Source organism: Micromonospora sp. NBC_01412 (assembly GCF_045040215.1).
GTDB classification, from domain to species: Bacteria; Actinomycetota; Actinomycetes; order Mycobacteriales; family Micromonosporaceae; genus Micromonospora; species Micromonospora rubida.
Window position 1 is genome coordinate 1563034 of record NZ_CP109528.1, and the last position, 17443, is coordinate 1580476.

General features: G+C 74.4%; 21 protein-coding genes. 6 read left to right on the top strand and 15 right to left on the bottom strand.

The annotated features are described in order from the left end of the window. Window positions 1-11 precede the first annotated feature (11 nt). Genes OG617_RS06820 through OG617_RS06830 form a run of 3 tightly spaced genes read left to right on the top strand, consistent with a single transcriptional unit; the run spans window position 12 to window position 2376 of the window. Window positions 12-1445 carry an ABC transporter ATP-binding protein gene (locus OG617_RS06820; protein WP_405099701.1) on the top strand — a complete coding sequence of 478 codons (1434 nt, stop codon included), beginning with the start codon at window positions 12-14 and terminating at the stop codon, window positions 1443-1445. Next, window positions 1442-1579 carry a hypothetical protein gene (locus OG617_RS06825; RefSeq protein WP_405099703.1) on the top strand — a complete coding sequence of 46 codons (138 nt, stop codon included), beginning with the start codon at window positions 1442-1444 and terminating at the stop codon, window positions 1577-1579. Before OG617_RS06820 ends, OG617_RS06825 begins: the two co-directional genes overlap by 4 nt. Beyond that, window positions 1576-2376 (top strand): energy-coupling factor transporter transmembrane component T family protein, encoded by an 801-nt coding sequence (locus OG617_RS06830; RefSeq protein ID WP_405099705.1) that lies wholly within the window; start codon window positions 1576-1578, stop codon window positions 2374-2376. The genes OG617_RS06825 and OG617_RS06830 overlap by 4 nt, the downstream gene beginning before the upstream one ends. A gap of 152 nt (window positions 2377-2528) precedes the next feature. On the opposite strand, the gene OG617_RS06835 is transcribed toward OG617_RS06830, so the two are convergent. Continuing rightward, window positions 2529-2819, bottom strand: coding sequence for a hypothetical protein (locus OG617_RS06835; RefSeq protein ID WP_405099707.1), 291 nt, complete (start codon window positions 2817-2819; stop codon window positions 2529-2531). Between the two features lie 389 nt (window positions 2820-3208). Here OG617_RS06835 and gndA point away from each other — a divergent pair, with 389 nt between their 5' ends. Further along, entirely contained in the window at window positions 3209-4651 is a 1443-nt protein-coding gene (gene gndA / locus OG617_RS06840; protein WP_405099709.1) for an NADP-dependent phosphogluconate dehydrogenase, read from the top strand. A gap of 130 nt (window positions 4652-4781) precedes the next feature. Here gndA and OG617_RS06845 read toward each other — a convergent pair whose 3' ends face one another. The 4 genes from OG617_RS06845 to recO all read right to left on the bottom strand — a co-directional run bounded on the left by OG617_RS06845 (window position 4782) and on the right by recO (window position 7062). Further along, on the bottom strand, window positions 4782-5009 hold the full coding sequence (locus OG617_RS06845; protein ID WP_405099711.1) for a thioredoxin reductase: 228 nt from the start codon (window positions 5007-5009) through the stop codon (window positions 4782-4784). Window positions 5010-5182: 173 nt separating this feature from the next. Beyond that, entirely contained in the window at window positions 5183-5368 is a 186-nt protein-coding gene (locus OG617_RS06850; protein ID WP_350887253.1) for a hypothetical protein, read from the bottom strand. Window positions 5369-5437: 69 nt separating this feature from the next. After that, the gene (locus tag OG617_RS06855) at window positions 5438-6238 is read right to left on the bottom strand and encodes an isoprenyl transferase (protein WP_405103512.1); all 801 of its coding nucleotides are present in this window, start codon (window positions 6236-6238) and stop codon (window positions 5438-5440) included. Between the two features lie 8 nt (window positions 6239-6246). After that, window positions 6247-7062, bottom strand: a complete 816-nt coding sequence (recO, locus tag OG617_RS06860) for a DNA repair protein RecO (protein WP_405099714.1) — start codon at window positions 7060-7062, stop codon at window positions 6247-6249. 99 nt (window positions 7063-7161) lie between these two features. Here recO and OG617_RS06865 point away from each other — a divergent pair, with 99 nt between their 5' ends. Continuing rightward, window positions 7162-8007: a DUF4097 family beta strand repeat-containing protein gene (locus OG617_RS06865; protein WP_405099716.1), complete on the top strand. Its 846-nt coding sequence runs from the start codon at window positions 7162-7164 to the stop codon at window positions 8005-8007. On the opposite strand, the gene OG617_RS06870 is transcribed toward OG617_RS06865, so the two are convergent. The 9 genes from OG617_RS06870 to OG617_RS06910 all read right to left on the bottom strand — a co-directional run bounded on the left by OG617_RS06870 (window position 7994) and on the right by OG617_RS06910 (window position 15745). Next, the gene (locus tag OG617_RS06870) at window positions 7994-9130 is read right to left on the bottom strand and encodes an acyltransferase (RefSeq protein ID WP_405099718.1); all 1137 of its coding nucleotides are present in this window, start codon (window positions 9128-9130) and stop codon (window positions 7994-7996) included. The genes OG617_RS06865 and OG617_RS06870 overlap by 14 nt on opposite strands. A gap of 137 nt (window positions 9131-9267) precedes the next feature. After that, entirely contained in the window at window positions 9268-9426 is a 159-nt protein-coding gene (locus OG617_RS06875) for a Scr1 family TA system antitoxin-like transcriptional regulator (protein ID WP_405103514.1), read from the bottom strand. Window positions 9427-9469: 43 nt separating this feature from the next. Next, window positions 9470-10477, bottom strand: coding sequence for a GTPase Era (gene era / locus OG617_RS06880; protein WP_405099721.1), 1008 nt, complete (start codon window positions 10475-10477; stop codon window positions 9470-9472). Continuing rightward, on the bottom strand, window positions 10474-10860 hold the full coding sequence (locus tag OG617_RS06885) for a cytidine deaminase (protein WP_161691860.1): 387 nt from the start codon (window positions 10858-10860) through the stop codon (window positions 10474-10476). The genes era and OG617_RS06885 overlap by 4 nt, the downstream gene beginning before the upstream one ends. After that, window positions 10853-12271, bottom strand: coding sequence for a hemolysin family protein (locus tag OG617_RS06890; protein ID WP_396684661.1), 1419 nt, complete (start codon window positions 12269-12271; stop codon window positions 10853-10855). The genes OG617_RS06885 and OG617_RS06890 overlap by 8 nt, the downstream gene beginning before the upstream one ends. Continuing rightward, window positions 12247-12720, bottom strand: a complete 474-nt coding sequence (gene ybeY, locus OG617_RS06895; protein WP_405099723.1) for an rRNA maturation RNase YbeY — start codon at window positions 12718-12720, stop codon at window positions 12247-12249. The genes OG617_RS06890 and ybeY overlap by 25 nt, the downstream gene beginning before the upstream one ends. Window positions 12721-12729: 9 nt before the next feature. Further along, window positions 12730-13794 (bottom strand): PhoH family protein, encoded by a 1065-nt coding sequence (locus OG617_RS06900; RefSeq protein ID WP_405099725.1) that lies wholly within the window; start codon window positions 13792-13794, stop codon window positions 12730-12732. A gap of 219 nt (window positions 13795-14013) precedes the next feature. After that, window positions 14014-15354, bottom strand: a complete 1341-nt coding sequence (locus OG617_RS06905) for a serine hydrolase domain-containing protein (protein ID WP_405103516.1) — start codon at window positions 15352-15354, stop codon at window positions 14014-14016. Between the two features lie 40 nt (window positions 15355-15394). Beyond that, window positions 15395-15745, bottom strand: coding sequence for a histidine triad nucleotide-binding protein (locus OG617_RS06910; protein ID WP_350887224.1), 351 nt, complete (start codon window positions 15743-15745; stop codon window positions 15395-15397). A gap of 45 nt (window positions 15746-15790) precedes the next feature. On the opposite strand from OG617_RS06910, the gene OG617_RS06915 reads away from it, so the two are divergent. After that, window positions 15791-16552 carry an SDR family NAD(P)-dependent oxidoreductase gene (locus tag OG617_RS06915; RefSeq protein WP_405099727.1) on the top strand — a complete coding sequence of 254 codons (762 nt, stop codon included), beginning with the start codon at window positions 15791-15793 and terminating at the stop codon, window positions 16550-16552. 111 nt (window positions 16553-16663) lie between these two features. Here the strand turns inward: OG617_RS06915 and OG617_RS06920 are convergent, their stop codons facing one another. Further along, complete coding sequence (locus OG617_RS06920; RefSeq protein WP_405099729.1) at window positions 16664-17398, bottom strand: 16S rRNA (uracil(1498)-N(3))-methyltransferase; 735 nt, start codon at window positions 17396-17398, stop codon at window positions 16664-16666. Between the last annotated feature and the right edge of the window lie 45 nt (window positions 17399-17443).

Below are 17443 nucleotides of genomic sequence, written 5' to 3' on the forward strand. Positions count from 1 at the left end.
TTGGGGTGGGTGTGGGTGGGGTTGGGGTGCGGGGGTTTGGGTGGCGGCATGCTGGGCGGCGGGCCTGGGCGGTGCGGGGGGTGGACCTGCGCGTCGAGCGCGGTGAGCGGGTGCTGCTGCTCGGGCCGTCGGGGGCGGGCAAGAGCACGCTGCTGGCCGCGCTGGCCGGGCTCCTGCCCGAGGACTCGGGCGAGCAGGAGGGCACCGTCGAGGTCGACGGGGTCGATCCGCGCGCGGATCGGGAGCGGGTCGGCATCGTCTTCCAGGACCCGGAGACCCAGCTCGTCATGGCCCGCTGCGGCGACGATGTGGCGTTCGGGCTGGAGAACCGGGGCGTACCGGCCGACGAGATCTGGCCCCGGGTGGACGAGGCGCTGCGCCGGGTCGGCTTCCCGTACCACCGGGACCGGCCGACCGCCGCCCTCTCCGGCGGGGAACAGCAGCGGCTCGCCCTGGCCGGGACGCTCGCCCTGCGGCCGGGTCTGCTGCTGCTCGACGAGCCGACCGCGAACCTCGACCCGGCCGGGGCGGCGCTGGTCCGCCGCGCGGTGGCCGACGCGATGGACGGCGACACCACGCTGATCCTGGTCGAGCACCGGGTCGCCGAGGCGTTGCCGTTGGTCGACCGGGTGGTGGTGCTGGAGCCCGGCGGCGGGGTACGCGCCGACGGGCCGCCGGAGGCGGTCTTCGCCGCCCACGGCGACGCCCTCGCCGCCGACGGAGTCTGGGTGCCCGGCCGGACCGTGGCGCCCCGGCACGCCGGCGCGGCTCCGGGAGACCTGCTGATCAGCGCCGACCGGGTCGCCCTGCCGCCCAGGCTCGCCCCGATCGACCTCGCGGTACGCGCCGGCGAGGCGCTGGCCGTGCTCGGCCCCAACGGCGCCGGCAAGTCCACCCTGGCACTGCTGCTGGGCGGCCTGCTCCGGCCGGCGACCGGCCGGGTGGCGGCGACCGGGGAGCTGGCCGGCAGGGATGCCCGGACCCCCCCGTACCGCTGGCGGGCCCCCGCCCTGGCGAGCCGGATCGGATCGGTCTTCCAGGACCCGGAGCACCAGTTCGTCACCGGAACGGTCTTCGACGAGCTGGCCCTCGGCCCGCGCCGCACCGGTCAGCCCGAGACCGCCGTCCGGGCCATCGTGGACGGTCTGCTGGATCGGCTGCGCCTGGCGGCGCTGGCCCGCGCGAACCCGTACACCCTCTCGGGTGGGGAGGCTCGGCGGCTGAGCGTGGCGACCGCCCTGGCCACCGCGCCCCGGCTGCTGGTCTGCGACGAGCCCACCTTCGGCCAGGACCGACGGACCTGGCTGGAGCTGGTCGACCTCTTCGCCGAGCTGCGCGACGCCGGGCACGGCGTAGTCACCGTCACCCACGACCCGGACTTCGTCGCGGCCCTGGCCGACCGGCGGATCACCGTGACCCGCGAGCCTTCGGCGGCGGCGACGTGACCGACAGGAACGATTACTTGACGGACGGCGCGAGCGACAGGAACGACAACCTGACGGACGGCGGGACCGACAGAGACGGCGCCCTGACGGACGACGGGACCGGCGCGTCCGGCGAGGTGGTGAAGGCCACGTGATCAGCATCGAACCGGTGGCGACGCCAGGCGCCCCGCTGGCCCGGCGCAACCCGGTGGCGAAGGTCGCGGCGGCGTTGGTCTTCTCGTTCACCCTGCTCGCCACCCTGGACCCGGTCGCCCCGGCGATCGCCCTCGGCGTCGAGCTGGCCGTGCTGCCGCTGTTCGGCATCCGGTACCGGGTGCTGGCCCGACGGGCCGCGCCGCTGCTGCTCAGCGCGGTCGGCGTCGTGGCCACCCTGGTCCTGTTCGCCGCCGATCGCTCCGGCCGGGTGCTGGTCGACGTGGGGCCGGTGCTGGTCACCAGCGGGGTGCTGCTGACCGCGCTCGGGCTGGCGCTGCGCATGCTGGCCGTGGCACTGCCCGGCGTGATCGTCTTCGCCACCACCGACCCGACCGACCTGGCCGACGCGCTGATCCAGAACGCGAAGGCGCCGGCCCGGTTCGCGATCGGCGCGCTGGCGGCGTTCCGGCTGGTGCCGTTGCTGGGTCAGGAGTGGCAGATGATCAGCATGGCGCGGCGGGCACGCGGGGTCGACGCCGGGCGCAACCCCCTGGCCCGGATACGGATGTTCGTCTCGACCGCGTTCGCGCTGCTGGTGGGGGCTATCCGGCGCGGCGCCCGGCTCGCGGTGGCGATGGACGCCCGCGGTTTCGACGCGGGCACCCCACGCACCGTCGCCCGGCGGCAGCGGTTCCGGGCCGCCGACGGCCTGCTGATCGCCGGGGCGGCGGCCTTGGCCGGGGCGGCGCTGGCGGTCAGCATCGCGCTGGGCGCGTTCCGCCCACTGATCGGCTGACCGGCTGAGCCTCCACCGGACCGCACCGACCACGCCGCGCCGCCGGCCGTCAACGACCGCGAGCCGTGGCTGATCGACTCCGTGTGCGGCATGTCGGGTTTCCGGGGAACGGAGACCGGCAATGCGCCGCACACGGAGTCGATCTTGGCGGATCAGCTGCGGCGGAACGCGTACCGGCGGCCCTGGCCGGCGCGCTGGCTGCGGGCAGCGCCGGTGAACCGGGTGCCGCCGGCCGGCGGGCCGGCCTTCGGCGCGGGCGGCGTCGCCACCACCGGGACGACCGGCGCGGCGGCGACACCGTCGAGGTCCGGCGGCGTCACCACCGGCGGAACCGGGACGACCGGCGCGACGGCGGCAGCGTCGAGGTCCGGCGGCGTCGCCTTCGCCGGGGACGGACGCGGGGACGACGGGCGGGGCTTGCGGGAACTGCGCTTGGCGGGCATACGCGGCCTCCTGGTCAGGTGGGCACCGGCGACGCCACCGGGACCGGGGCGCCGACGACGCGGCGAGCGGGGAACGGGGCGCCCCGGCGGGCCCGACCACGAGGAACGCCGCGCGGGAACGACGGCGGCGACGACGGAATGCGGACGCCCGGAGCGGCGGACCCGCGGCGACAGCGGCGGGCCGGCTTCCGAAAGAGGGGCGTCAGTTACGCATGGACCCGACAGTAGTCCATCCACCCGCAAGGCGCACCCGAATTACCGACACCAAAGAACTGCTGCGGCGCGGCCGGACGCGACCAACCTGTGACACCGCGTCGAGGTCCGTCCCCCGGCGCGCACCCGGCGCGATACGGTCGCAGCACAGGCGACGCGAGGGACGGCGGGTACGGATGACGCAACAGGCGACAGCGCAGATCGGCGTGACCGGGCTGGCGGTGATGGGCCGGAACCTGGCCCGGAACCTGGCCCGCAACGGGTTCACGGTGGCGGTGCACAACCGGTCCCCGGAGCGCACCCGCAGCCTGGTCGCCGAGCACGGCGACGAGGGCACGTTCGTGCCGTCGGAGTCCCTCGCGGACTTCGTGGCGTCGCTGGAGCGCCCCCGCGCGGTGATCGTGATGGTGAAGGCCGGCGCCCCGACCGACGCGGTGATCGACGAGCTGGTCCCGCTTCTGGAGGAGGGCGACATCGTCGTCGACTGCGGCAACGCCCACTTCGCCGACACCCGGCGACGGGAGGAGGCGCTGCGCGGGCACGGGCTGCACTTCTCCGGCACCGGCGTGTCGGGCGGCGAGGAGGGCGCACTGCGCGGGCCGAGCATCATGCCGGGCGGCTCCGCCGAGTCGTACGCGAAGCTCGGCCCCATGTTCGAGAAGATCGCCGCCCAGGTCGACGGCACCCCGTGCTGCCGGCACATCGGCCCGGACGGCGCCGGCCACTTCGTGAAGATGGTGCACAACGGCATCGAGTACGCCGACATGCAGCTCATCGCGGAGGCGTACGACCTGCTGCGGGCCGGGCTGTCGGCGAGCCCGGCGGAGATCGCGGACATCTTCCGGGAGTGGAACACCGGCGAGCTGGAGTCGTTCCTCATCGAGATCACCGCCGAGGTGCTGGGGCACACCGACGCGGCGACCGGGCGGGCGTTCGTCGACGTCGTGCTGGACCAGGCCGAGCAGAAGGGCACCGGCCGCTGGACGGTGCAGAGCGCGCTGGACCTGGGCATCCCGATCACCGGCATCGCCGAGGCCACCTTCGCCCGGTCGCTGTCCGGGCACGCCGACCAGCGCGAGGCCGCCCGCCGGGCGTTCGGCGACGCCGGGGAGAAGTGGCAGGTCGAGGACCGGGACGCCTTCGTCGAGGACGTGCGGCGCGCGCTGCTGGCCAGCAAGATCGTCGCGTACGCGCAGGGCTTCGACCACATCCGCGCCGGCAGCCGGGAGTACGACTGGGACATCGACCTGGGCGGCACCGCGACGATCTGGCGGGGCGGCTGCATCATCCGGGCCCGCTTCCTGGATCGGATCAAGGAGGCGTACGACGCCCAGCCGGAGCTGCCGTCGCTGCTGGTGGCGCCGTGGTTCGCCGAGGCGGTCAGCGCCGGCGTACCGAGCTGGCGACGGGTGGTGGTCGACGCGGCCCGGGCCGGCGTGCCGACTCCGGCGTTCTCCTCGTCGCTGGCGTACTTCGACGGGCTGCGCGCCGAGCGGCTGCCCGCCGCGCTGATCCAGGGGCTGCGGGACAACTTCGGCGCGCACACCTACCAGCGGGTGGACCGGGAGGGGTCGTTCCACACGCTGTGGGCCGGCGACCGCTCCGAGGTGCAGGCGTGACGCGCGAGCCGCGCTGACGGTCACGACGATCGGGCCGGCCGGGGCGCGCCCGCCCCGGCCGGCCCGGTCGACTCACACCGGGCCGGCGAACGTGTTCCGGGGAGAGCCGCCGCCCGTCGGTGACGGTTCCTCAGGGCTGCCGTGCGGCGCCGGGAGGCGTCGGGGCCCAGGCCGGGGCCGGGTCGCCGGTGGACAGCTCGGCGATCTCCCCGGACCGAACGCCCGGGGCGTGTCCCAGCTCGGCGCAGTACCGCTCGGCGACTCCGGCGCACAGGTCGGCGACCTGCTCCCGGCGCGACGCCTCCACCAGGTCCGCAGCGGCCAACGCGGCCGTCATCTCGTACCGGAGATCCCGCATCCCCCACCCCCGTGGCGGGCGCATCCGCCACGGCGCACCCGGGCCGATCCTATGCCCGCCTGCCGCCGCGACCTCGGGAAACACGTCAGCGCCGGCCCTTCGGGAGACGCCGTCTCCGCACAGGAACGCGTCGACCCCGCCCCCGGTGCGGGAGGGCGGGGCCGACGGACGGCTCACCAGAACCGGCGACGCTTCGCCTTCTGTGGGCGCAGCAGGTCGGCGCCCTTGCTGAGCACCCGGCTCACGCCGGTCGGGCCGCGCCGGGCCTCCAGGGTGTGGCTGAGCCGGCGAGCTCCGGCCGCGGCCAGCGGCACGGCGACCGCCATGACCGCCCACTGGCCTATCCGCTTCTGAATCATGTGGGTTCACCTCCGCGTCGTGGCTGCTGAGAGGTTGATACCCAGCCGGGCACGCCGGTAAGCCTGGGCTCAGGCCGACGGGGCGACCGGGTTGGGCAGCGCCCCACCGAAGCGCCGGTCCCGCTGGGCGTACAGCTCGCAGGCGTACCAGAGGTGGCGGCGGTCGAAGTCCGGCCAGAGGGTGTCGAGGAACACCAGCTCCGCGTACGCGGTCTGCCAGAGCAGGAAGTTGGAGATCCGTTCCTCGCCGGACGGGCGGAGGAAGAGGTCCACCTCGGGGATCTCCGGGTGGTAGAGGTACTTCGCGATCAGCTTCTCGTTGACCTTGTCCGGGTCGAGCCGGCCGGCCGCCACGTCGCGGGCGATCGCGGCGGCGGCGTCGGCGATCTCCGCCTGCCCGCCGTAGTTGACGCAGAACTGGAGGGTCAGCGTCGAGTTCCCCTGGGACATCTCCTCGGCGGTCTGCAACTCGGAGATGACGCTCTTCCACAGCCGCCCGGCCCGGCCGGACCAGACCACCCGGACGCCGAGGTCGACGAGTTGGTCGCGGCGGCGGCGGATGACGTCCCGGTTGAAGCCCATCAGGAACCGGACCTCGTCGGGCGAGCGCCGCCAGTTCTCCGTGGAGAACGCGTACGCCGAGAGGTAGGGCACGCCCAGCTCGATCGCGCCCTCGATGGTGTCGAAGAGGCTGAACTCCCCCGCCTCGTGGCCCTTGGTGCGGGGCAGCCCGCGCTCCTTGGCCCACCGGCCGTTGCCGTCCATCACCACGGCGACGTGCCGGGGCACCGCCCCCGGGGGCAGCGCCGGGGGCCGGGCGCCCGACGGGTGCGGAGTCGGCGGCACCGGCTCGCGCCGGCCGGCCCTCATCGATCGGATCACTCGGCTCTCTCCCTGCTCACGTCCGGCACCACCGGGCCGGCGACCGGAGCGCCCCGGTCGACCAGCGGCAGCGAGCGTAACGCGCGCTCCAGGTGCCACTGCAGGTGCGCCGCGACCAAGCCGCTGCACTCCCGGCGTACGCCGGTCTCGGTGGCGTCGGCGAGCACCCAGTCGCCGGTGGTGAGCGCGGACATCAGGTCGACGGTGGCCGGGGCGGGGTGGGCCGCGCCGGGGGGCCGGCAGTCCGGGCAGACCGCGCCGCCCGCCGGCACGGAGAACGCCCGGTGCCGCCCCGGGGTGCCGCAGACCGCGCACGCGGTCAGCGCGGGGGCCCACCCCGCGAGGGTCATCCCGCGCAGCAGGTACGCGTCGAGCACCAGCGTGGTGGCGTGGTCGCCCCGGGAGAGGGACTTCAGCGCGCCGAGGGTGAGCTGGAACAGCCGCAGCGAGGGCTCCCGCTCGACGGGGGTGAGCCGCTCGGCCGTCTCGGCGATCGCGCTGGCCGCCGTGTAGCGCGGGTAGTCGCCGAGGAACCGCTTGCCGTACAGGTCGATCCCCTCGACCTGGCTGACGCTGTGCAGCGAGCTGCCGGTGTTGCCCTTCGGGTCGCCGGCGAGCTGCACGTCGATGTGGCCGAACGGCTCCAGCCGGGCGCCGAACTTGCTGGTGGTGCGGCGGACCCCCCGGGCCACCGCGCGGAGCCGGCCATGCCGGCGGGTGAGCAGGGTGATGATCCGGTCGGACTCGCCGAGCTTCTGCACGCGCAGCACCACCGCGTCGTCGCGGTAGAGCTGTCGGCGGTACCCGGGCATCCGGTCATTCTCCTCGGGGTGTGAAATCAGGGTCGGTTCGGGGTAGCCGACGCGCGATCCCGGATGCGCCCCGGGCCGGCCCGGCCGTAGCGTGCCGGCATGGCTCCGCATCCCACCGCCGCGCCCACCCGGGCCGCCGCACCACGCCGCGCCGCCGTCACCGCCCGGCGGCCGGTGGCCAGCACCGCCCTCGCCGTCGGCGGCGCCGCCGCCCTGATCCTCGTCGCCGGGTGCGACACGTTGTCGATGCGCCAGCTCGACTTCGACACCACCGAGACCGCCACCGTGACCCGGATCGTCGTGCGTCCGGGGACGGGCGACGTGACGGTACGCGGCACCGGTCCGACCGGTCAGATCCGCGTCAAGCGGGTGCTGCGCTACCACGGCGCCCAGCCCGACACCCGGTACGAGGTGCACGGCGACGAGCTGGTGCTGGACACCGACTGCGGCCGCCGTTGCTCGGTGTCGTACGACGTGACCGTGCCCCCGGGGACGGCGGTGCGCGGCGAGAGCGGCTCGGGCGACATCGACCTGTCCCGGGTCGGTGCGGTGGAGCTGCGGGTCGGCTCGGGCAACATCCACGTCGGCGGGGCCACCGGCCCGGTACGGGCCGAGACCGGTTCCGGCAACGTGGAGGTGGATGACGTGCCCGGCCCGGCCACCCTGCGGGCCGACTCGGGCAACGTCACGGGGCGGGGTCTCGGCGGTCAGGTTGACGCCGAGACCGGCTCGGGTGACATCGACGTGGAGCTGTCCGTCCCGGCCTCGGCGCGGGCCCACGCCGACAGCGGGAACGTGGACCTGGTCGTGCCCGCCGGCCGGTACCGGGTGCGGTCGAGCGTCGGGTCGGGCGACGCCGACCTCGGCGTCCCGGACGACCCGACCGCGCCGCTGCTGGTCGACGTCGCCGCCGGCAGCGGGAACGTGACGGTCAGCGCGCGCTGAGCTTGATGGCGTACTCCTCGGGGGCCCGGGGCGCCGGCACCATCGCCTGCCCCGCCGGAGCGGGGCTGACCGGCACGACGGCCCCGCCGGCCGGAGCGCCGCCGGGGCGGGCCGCCGTGGGGGGTCGGCCGCCTGGGAGCAGCTCCGGGGGCCGACCGGCCGCCACGTCCTCCACCCAGCCGACCAGCACGGTGACCACGCCGACCAGCGCGAAGACCAGCGCCACCCGGATCGCCAGCCCGACCGGGTCCTGGTGGGACCAGCCGACGACGTCGACCAGCGGGGTGAGCGCCACCACGAACGGCATGTGCCAGAGGTAGGCGGTCAGCGCCCGCCGGTTCAGCACGGTCACCGCGCGGCCGAGCAGGGCGTTGCGGTCCACCCAGGCCGCCGACGCCGGGGCCCGGCCGATCGCCACCAGGATGAATGCCGCCGACCAGAGCGCGTTTCCCATCGGCATGTCGTTCAGGTCGTACCCCCGGGGGCCGGGGTGGGTGACGATCCAGGCCGCCCCGGCGGCGCCGAGGGTGAGCGCGGTCGGGACCAGCACCCGGGTGGCCATGCGGCGCAGCAGGCCGTCGTGGTGGGCGAAGCCGAGCAGCCAGGCCCCGAAGTACAGGCCGAAGTCCCGCAGCACCGTCGGCGCGTTCGGCAGCATGCCGACCTCGATCGCGGCCAGCAGGGCGTACGGGGCGAGCAGGGTGGGCCACGGGGCCCGCCGGAACAGCCAGAGCGCGAGGGGCGAGGCGAACACGAACCAGAGGTAGTCGCGCAGGTACCAGATCACGCTGAGCGCCAGCGACCCCCAGTAGTTGGCCGGTGGGTCGGCGACGGGGAACGCCCAGAGCAGCACCTTCGGCGTCAGCGGCAGCCCGGTGAGCAGCATGGCGGGTACGAAGATCGCGGCCACCACCCACAGCGACGGCAGCAGGCGGCGCAGCCGCCGGCCCACCGCCGGCACCCCGGACCTGTCCAGCGACGCCGCCATGAGCGATCCGGCAAGCGCGAACATCACCGACATGGCCGGGAAGAGCAGCGTCAGCGTGGCCCATCCGCTCACGTGGTAGACCACGACTCGGATGATCGCCAGGAAGCGCAGCAGGTCCAGGTATCGGTTTCGCATCAGCCTGCTTCAATGTCAGGGGGCAGGGCGCAAACGTTCCCTACCCTCCGACCGAACGCCGGCAAACACCCACCATCGCGGGCTGAAAGTGAAAAGAGCCATAACCGGGCCTGACCCGGGACCGCCGCCGGGGTGGATCAGCCGAGGTGAAGCCCGGCCGTCGCGGGCACGACGTGGATCAGGACGCGGGGCCGCTCGCTCATCGCCAGCAGGTGCGCCAACTGCGGGCGCAGCACCCGCGCCGGCCCCCGGCGCAGCACCGTCTCGTCGATGACGAAGGTGGAAACTCCCCAAATCCGCCCCGCACGTCGGCGACCCGGCGCGCGGGGCGGATCCGGGTCAGAAGCCGAGCTTGCGGAGCTGGTTGGGGTCGCGCTGCCACTCCTTCGCCACCCGCACGTGCAGGTCCAGGTAGACCCGGGTGCCGAGCAACTCCTCGATCTGCTGGCGGGCGGTGATGCCGACCTGCTTGAGCCGGCTGGCCTGGTGACCGAGCACGATCGCCTTCTGGCTGGACCGCTCGACGTAGACGTCGGCGTAGATCTTCATGAGCTGACCCTCGGGGATCATCTCCTCCACCACCACGGCGATGGAGTGCGGCAGCTCGTCGCGGACCCCCTCCAGGGCCGCCTCCCGGATCATCTCGGCGATCAGCACCTGCTCCGGGTCCTCGGTGAGCATGTCGTCCGGGTAGAGCTGCGGCGACTCGGGCAGGTAGCCGGTCATCACGTCGACCAGGGTGTCGACCTGGTGACCGGACACCGCGCTGACCGGCACCACCTCGGCGAACTCGCCCAGCTTGCTGACCGCGAGAAGCTGCTCGGCCAGTCGCCGCTTGTCCACCAGGTCGGTCTTGGTCACCACGGCCATCACGGTGGCCTTCAGCTCGGCCAGCTCGCCGGTGATGAACCGGTCACCCCGGCCGACCGGCTCGTTCGCCGGGATGCACAGGCCGATCACGTCGACCTCGCTCCAGGTGGAGCGGACCAGGTCGTTCAGGCGCTCGCCGAGCAGCGTGCGGGGGCGGTGCAGGCCCGGGGTGTCGACCAGGACGAGCTGCGACTCCGGCCGGTGCAGCACGGCCCGGATGATGTGCCGGGTGGTCTGCGGCTTGTTCGAGGTGATCGCGATCTTCGTGCCGATGATGGCGTTGGTCAGCGTCGACTTGCCGGCGTTCGGCCGGCCCACGAAGCAGGCGAACCCGGCCCGGTACGGAAGCTTCTCCGGCTCGCCGCCGCCGGACGCGCGGCCACCGGCCGCAGCGCCCCCGCCGTCGCGGCGACCTGCTGCGGGACGACTGTCGCGGCGACCGGCTGCGGAACGGCCGGCTGCGGGACGGCCGGTCACTCGACCACCGTGCCGAGGACGGTGCCGTCCGGGGCAGCCACGTGGACCGGCGCGTCGGCGGCCAGGTCGCGGACGGCGGCGTGCCCCGCCCCGTCCAGGGTCGACGCCTCGGTCACCACCACGGCGGCCTCCAGTCGGGTGGCCCCGGCCGCCACGGCGGAAGCCACCGCGAGCTGGAGGGCGGTGAGCGTGAGCGAGGGCAGCGAGACGCTCGCCGCCGTGTACGTGCGGCCGTCCTGGTCGCGTACCGCCGCTCCCTCCACGGCGCCCACCCGGCCCCGCGCGCCGCGCGCCAGGACGACCAGCTTGCCGTCCTCGGCGGTCAGCTCGACCGGCGCGGTCGGGGTGGGCAGGGCCGCGGGTGCGGCGGGTGACTCAGGCATCGGCGGATTGCCTCTCCTCGGATCGGTTCTGGTTGCCCCGGTGGTCGGCGGGCTCGCCGCGCCCCGGGGTGGTGTCGGGATGGTCGGTCGGCTCGACCCGGCTGACCAGCACGGTGTCTATCCGGTTGCGCCGGCCGGTGGTGCCCTCGGCGTGCAGCCGGAGCTTGGCCACGTCGGCCTCCGCGCCGGGGATCGGAACCCGGCCCAGGGCCTGGGCGAGCAGGCCGCCGACCGTCTCGACCTCGTCGGCGGGCAGCTCGACGTCGAACAGCTCGCCGAGGGTCTCGACCGGCAGCCGGGCGGTGACCCGCACCGAACCGTCCTCCAGCCGTTCGACCGGCGGGCGCTCGACATCGTACTCGTCGGTGATCTCCCCGACGATCTCCTCGAGGATGTCCTCGATGGTGACCAGGCCGCCGGTGCCGCCGTACTCGTCGACGACGATGACCAGGTGGTTTCGGGCCGCCTGCATCTCCGACAGCAGGTCGTCTACCGGCTTGGACTCCGGGACGAAGGTCGCCGGACGCATCAGCTCGGCCACCGGCAGCCGGGCCGCGGCCTGGTCGCCGCCCCGGGTACGCCGGATCAGGTCCTTCAGGTAGAGCACGCCCAGCACGTCGTCGACGCTCTCCCCGATCACCGGGATGCGGGAGAAGCCGGAGCGCAGGAAGAGCGTCAGCGCCTGGGAGAGGGTCTTGCGTTCCTCTATCCACAGCATTTCGGTGCGCGGCACCATCACCTCGCGGGCGATGGTGTCGCCGAGCGCGAAGACCGAGTGGATCATCTGCCGCTCGCCGTGCTCCACAACGCCGCGCTGCTCGGCCAGGTCGACCAGCTCGCGCAGCTCCACCTGGGTGGCGAACGGCCCCTCCCGGAAGCCGCGCCCCGGGGTGACCGCGTTGCCGATCAGGATCAGCAGCGAGGCGAGCGGGTTGAGCGCCCGCCCGAGCCAGCGCACCAGCGGGGCGACCGCCCGGCCGACCGCGTACGCGTGCTGCCGGCCGATGGTGCGCGGGCCGACGCCGACCACCACGAAGCTGATCACGGTCATCGCGCCGGCGGTGATCAGGGCAGCCCGCCAGCCAGCGCCGAACGTGTCGACCGCCACCAGCGCGACCAGCGTGGTGGCGGTCAGCTCGGCCAGCAGCCGGAGCAGCAGCAGCAGGTTGAGGTGGCGGACCACGTCGCCGGCGACCGCCTGGAGGGTGCGGGCGCCCCGGGCGCCGTCGCGGGCCAGCTCGGCCGCCCGGGCCGGGGACACCGCCGCGAGCGCCGCCTCGGTCATCGCGATCAGGCCGGCGAGCACCACCAGCCCGGCCGCGAAGACGAGCAGTTGCAGGTCGGGCAGGCCGGCGGGGGCGCCGGCCGCCGATATCAGGGTGGGCATCACCGGGACCGGGTCGACCGCCAGCCGGCCAGCAGCCGGGCCTGGAGCTCGAACATCTCCCGCTCCTCCTCCGGCTCGGCGTGGTCGTACCCGAGCAGGTGCAGGACCCCGTGCACGGTGAGCAGGTGCAGCTCGTCCGCCGCCGCGTGGCCGGCGGTCGCGGCCTGCTTGGCCGCCACCTCAGGGCAGAGCACGATGTCGCCGAGCAGGGCCGGCTCCCCACCGGACGCGCTGGCCTCGCCCGGCCCGTGGTCGACGCTGCCCTCGTCCATGGGGAAGGCGAGCACGTCGGTCGGGCCGTCGCCGCCCATCCAGCGGTGGTTCAGCTCGGTCATGTAGTCGATGTCGACCAGCAGCACTGACAGCTCGGCGAGGGGGTTGACCCCCATCTCGTCGAGGGCGTACCGGGCGACGGCGAGCACGGCGTCCGTGTCGACCTCGACACCGGACTCGTTGGCGATCTCGATGGACAACTGGGTTCCCTAGGTCTGGCGGCGCCGGCCGGCCCGACCGCCCGGGGCGGTCCGCCCCGGCACGGCGTGCACGCCCTGCGCCTGCTGGTTCTCCCGCTCGGCGTCCCAGCGGGCGTACGCGTCAACGATCTTCCCGACCAGTGTGTGACGCACCACGTCGGAGCTGGAGAGCTGCGAGAAGTGCACGTCCTCCACGTTTCCCAGGATCTCCCGGACGATCCGCAGGCCGCTGGTCGTCCCGCCGGGAAGGTCCACCTGGGTGACATCGCCGGTGACCACGATCTTGGAACCGAAGCCGAGCCGGGTGAGGAACATCTTCATCTGCTCGGGCGTGGTGTTCTGAGCCTCGTCGAGGATGATGAACGCGTTGTTCAACGTACGCCCGCGCATGTACGCCAGCGGCGCGACCTCGATCGTCCCGGCCGCCATCAGCTTCGGGATGGTCTCCGGGTCGAGCATGTCGTGCAGCGCGTCGTAGAGCGGGCGCAGGTAGGGGTCGATCTTCTCGTTCAGCGTGCCGGGCAGGAAGCCGAGCCGCTCCCCCGCCTCGACCGCCGGCCGGGTCAGGATGATCCGGTCGACCTGCTTGGCCTGGAGCGCCTGGACGGCCTTCGCCATCGCCAGGTACGTCTTGCCGGTGCCCGCCGGGCCGATGCCGAAGACGATGGTGTGCCCGTCGATGGCGTCGACGTACTGTTTCTGCCCGAGGGTCTTGGGGCGGATGGTGCGCCCGCGCCGGGAGAGGATGTTGTGCGTCAGGACCTCGGCGGGCCGTTCGGCACTGCCCTGCTCGAGCATGCCGACGGTACGCCGGACGGCGTCAGTGGTCAGGGTCTCGCCTTTCTCGATCAGTTCGAGCAGCTCGCTGAAGAGGCGCTCAGCGAGGGCGTTGTCCGCGGGAGCACCGGTGATGGTGATCTCGTTGCCGCGGACGTGCACGTCGCTGCTGACCGAGCGTTCGACGAGTCGCAGGATCTCGTCGCCCGCGCCCAGCAGGTTGACCATGATCTTGGAGTCGGGGACGGTGATCCTGGTCTGCACCCGGGGCGGGCCGGGAGGCGGGGTGCCGGTCATAGGTCGGGCCGAGGGGCCCTGCGCCACCTGCTCTCACTCTCGGCGCCAGGCCTGGTGGGCGCGGCGGTCGGACGTTGCCCCCATCCTATCGTTTCCCGCACGGTGGCACCTCTGCCATTACCCGGGCCGCCGACCCGCCCCGCCTGCCGCCGAGCCGCCCCACCCGGGGCGGGGGTCAGCGATGCTCGGGGCGGGGTCAGCGACGCTCCGGGGCGGGGGTCAGCGCCGGAAGTCGTACCCGTCGAAGGTCTCCTGGGCCCGGGTGAACCGGTAGGTGGCCCAGTGCAGCCGGACCACCGTCCCGTCCGCGTCCCGGGTCAGCCGGAGCAGCTCGCCGACCTCCCGCCCGGACACGGTGCGGAACACGTCCGGCCGGTCCGGCACCGGGGCGAAGACCGCCGGGGGCTTCCCCGCCGGGTCGTCCGCGCCCCGGGCCCGCAGGGCCCCGTCGTGCCAGCCGAAGACGTACTCGAAGCCCTCGCCCCACCAGCGGCCCAGCATCCCGCGCAGGTGCGCCGGGGCGGGCTCTCCCGGCCGCCACGGCTCGACGTCGGCCGGGTCGTGCTCGGCGGACGCCGCCAGCAGCCGGTGCGGCAGGTCCATCACCTGCACTCCGGTCCCGGACGAGCCGAGCACCGCCGCCCCCATCGCCCCGGCGGTGCCGTCGCCGCCACGCCGGCCGTAGACGGCGGCCAGGAAGCCGGGCATCGCCCCGTCGTGCCCGACGTGCACCACCCGCTCGCCCTGCGGCACGAGGATGAGTCCCAGCCCGAAGCCCGCGCCCCAGGACGTCTCGTCGGTGACGGTCAGCGGCCAGCGCATCTCGTCCAGGGTGGCCGGGGCGAGCACCGCGCCGGCCGGGTCCAGCGCCGCCGGGTCGGCCAGGAACGCCGCCCACCGGGCCATGTCCGAGGCGGTGCTCCAGAGCTGGGCGGCCGGGCCGACCGCGCCGAAGTCCGTCGGCGGCTCCGGGTGCGCCTCGTCGGAGTACGCGTCGATCAGGAACCCGGTGGCCGCCGCCGGGCCGGGCCGGTCGGCGGTGGCGGTCAGCCCGAGCGGGGCGAGCACCCGCTCGCCGAGCACCTCCGCCCAGGAGCCGCCGCGCAGCCGCGCGACGAGCTGGCCGAGCAGCGCCATGCCGAGGTTGGAGTAGTGGTAGCGGCGGGCCGGCGGCAGCACCCGCTCGGCCCGGGCCAGGTCGGCGAGCAGCGCGTCCACGTCGGGGGCGGCCAGGGTGTCCCAGACGTCGCCGTGCGGCTCCCGTTGCAGGCCTGAGGTGTGCGACAGCAGCCGGCGCACGGTCAGCTCGCCGTGCGCCGGGACGTCGAGGTGCCGGCCCACCGGGTCGTCCAGGTCGAGCAGGCCCGCGTCGCGGCACTGGAGAACCAGCACGGCGGTGAAGGTCTTGGTGACCGAACCGATCCGGAACAGCGTCTCCGGGCCGAGGACGCCGTCGTTGCCGGTGCCGCCGACCGCGCACGTCCACGGCGGCCGGTCGGCCCGGTGCAGGGCGGCCGACACGGCCGGCACCCGCCCGTCGGCCTGGACCCGCCGCACCATCCGCTCCAGGCGGCCGTCGATCTCGCTCACCACCGCCCGCCTACCGGCAGATCATCGGGCCGAGCGGCGCGCCGCCGAGCACATGCGCGTGGACGTGGAAGACCTCCTGGCCCCCGTACGCCCCGGTGTTGAACATCAGCCGGTAGCCGTCGCCGAGCAGCCCCTCGTCCTCGGCCACGACGGCCGCCGCGGCCAGCAGCTCCCCGGCCAGCGCCGGGTCGCCCTGGCCCAGGGTGGCCACGTCGGCGTAGTGCTCCTTGGGGATGACCAGCACGTGCACCGGGGCCTTCGGGGAGATGTCCCGGAACGCCAGGGTGGTGTCGGTCTCCCGGACTATGGTGGCCGGGATCTCCCCGGCGACGATTCGGCAGAACAAGCAGTCGGATCCCATCGGGGCATGGTAAGGCGTGCCGGCCTGCTCGGGCATGATGGCGGCGTGACTACACGGGCAGTACTGGTGACGGGGTCCTCGCGTGGCATCGGGCGCGCGGTGGCGGCGAGGTTCGCGGCGGGCGGGGACCGGGTGGCGATCCACCACCGGGACTCGGCGGAGCTGGCCGAGGGGCTGCGCGCCGAACTGCCGGGCGACGGCCACGTCGTGGTCCGCGCGGACCTGACCGACCCCGACGCGGTACGGGCGATGGTCGACGACGCGGCAGCCCGCCTCGGCGGCCTGGACGTGCTGGTCAACAACGCCGGCGTGTACGGCGAGCGGGACGCCCCGCACCCGGTCTTCGGCGCGTCCTACGCCGACTGGCAGCGGCGCTGGCGGCAGGCGCTGGAGACCAACCTGACCGGGGCGGCCAACGTGACCTGGTGCGCCGCCCAGCACATGCGCGAGCGGGGCGGGCGGATCGTCAACGTCTCCTCCCGGGGTGCGTTCCGGGGCGAGCCGGACCAGCCGGCGTACGGGGCGAGCAAGGCGGGGCTGAACGCGCTCGGCCAGTCCCTCGCGGTGGCACTCGCCCCGTACGGCATCGCGGTGGCCACGGTGGCCCCCGGCTTCGTGGAGACGGACATGACCACGGAGCACCTGGCCGGCGAGCGGGGCGCGGCGATCCGTGCCCAGAGCCCGTTCAACCGGGTCGCCCGCCCCGACGAGATCGCCGCCGCCATCCACTGGCTGGCCAGCCCCGAGGCGGAGTGGACCTCCGGCACCATCATCGACCTGAACGGCGCCAGCTACCTCCGTTCCTAACCCCCACCCCACCGGGCCACCAGTTGGCGCAAATTCACGGAATGAGTGGCTGTTCCACGCGGGATGACCACTCATTCCGGGTAAGTGCGAGCTGAGGCCCGGGGGGACGGGTTACCAGCGGGGGAGGCGGGTGGAGAGGACTGAGAGGGCGGCTACGCCGGCCGTGGAGGTGCGCAGGACCGACGGGCCCAGGCGGACCGGGCGGGCGCCGGCGGCGGCGAAGGTGGCCAGCTCGGGCTCGGCGATGCCGCCCTCCGGGCCGACGACCAGCACGATCTCGCCCGCGTCGGGAAGTTCCACGGTGGTCAGCCGGTCGTCGGCCTCCTCGTGCAGGACGAACGCGGCGGCGGACCCGGCGATCCGCCGGGCCACGGTGGCGGTGGACTCGTCGGGGGCCCCGGCCAGCACCGGCAGCCACGCCCGGCGGGCCTGCTTCGCCGCCTCCCGGGCGGTGGCCACCCACTTCTCCCGCGCCCGTACGCCCCGGTCGCCGCGCCACTGCACCACCGAGCGGGACGCACCCCAGGGGACGATCTCGTCCACCCCGACCTCGGTCATCGCCTGCACGGCAAGCTCGCCCCGGTCGCCCTTGGCGATGCCCTGCACCACCACGAGCCGGGGCGCGGACGCGTCGACGTACCCCCGGGAGGTGATGTCGAGCTCCAGGCTGCCCCGGCCGACGGCGGTGACCACAGCGGACGCGGTGCCGCCCCGGCCGTCGGCGAGCAGCAGTTCCTCGCCCACCCGCAGCCGCTGCACGGTGGCGGCGTGATGTCCCTCGGGGCCGTCCAGGGTCAGCTGGGCAGCGGTGGGCAGCGACTCGACCAGGAACAGCGGCGCGGACACGACGATCAGGTTAGCCGCCCCGGCGGGGACCGGGGCGGCGAGGCC

Bases quoted from the DNA above. Each gene is read 5' to 3' on its own strand.
- OG617_RS06835 (WP_405099707.1), bottom strand. From the start codon at position 2,819: ATGCCCGCCAAGCGCAGTTCCCGCAAGCCCCGCCCGTCGTCCCCGCGT.
- gndA (WP_405099709.1), top strand. From the start codon at position 3,209: ATGACGCAACAGGCGACAGCGCAGATCGGCGTGACCGGGCTGGCGGTG.
- OG617_RS06845 (WP_405099711.1), bottom strand. From the start codon at position 5,009: ATGCGGGATCTCCGGTACGAGATGACGGCCGCGTTGGCCGCTGCGGAC.
- OG617_RS06850 (WP_350887253.1), bottom strand. From the start codon at position 5,368: ATGATTCAGAAGCGGATAGGCCAGTGGGCGGTCATGGCGGTCGCCGTG.
- OG617_RS06855 (WP_405103512.1), bottom strand. From the start codon at position 6,238: ATGAGGGCCGGCCGGCGCGAGCCGGTGCCGCCGACTCCGCACCCGTCG.
- recO (WP_405099714.1), bottom strand. From the start codon at position 7,062: ATGCCCGGGTACCGCCGACAGCTCTACCGCGACGACGCGGTGGTGCTG.
- OG617_RS06865 (WP_405099716.1), top strand. From the start codon at position 7,162: ATGGCTCCGCATCCCACCGCCGCGCCCACCCGGGCCGCCGCACCACGC.
- OG617_RS06870 (WP_405099718.1), bottom strand. From the start codon at position 9,130: ATGCGAAACCGATACCTGGACCTGCTGCGCTTCCTGGCGATCATCCGA.
- OG617_RS06885 (WP_161691860.1), bottom strand. From the start codon at position 10,860: ATGCCTGAGTCACCCGCCGCACCCGCGGCCCTGCCCACCCCGACCGCG.
- OG617_RS06900 (WP_405099725.1), bottom strand. From the start codon at position 13,794: ATGACCGGCACCCCGCCTCCCGGCCCGCCCCGGGTGCAGACCAGGATC.
- OG617_RS06905 (WP_405103516.1), bottom strand. From the start codon at position 15,354: ATGGTGCGGCGGGTCCAGGCCGACGGGCGGGTGCCGGCCGTGTCGGCC.
- OG617_RS06910 (WP_350887224.1), bottom strand. From the start codon at position 15,745: ATGGGATCCGACTGCTTGTTCTGCCGAATCGTCGCCGGGGAGATCCCG.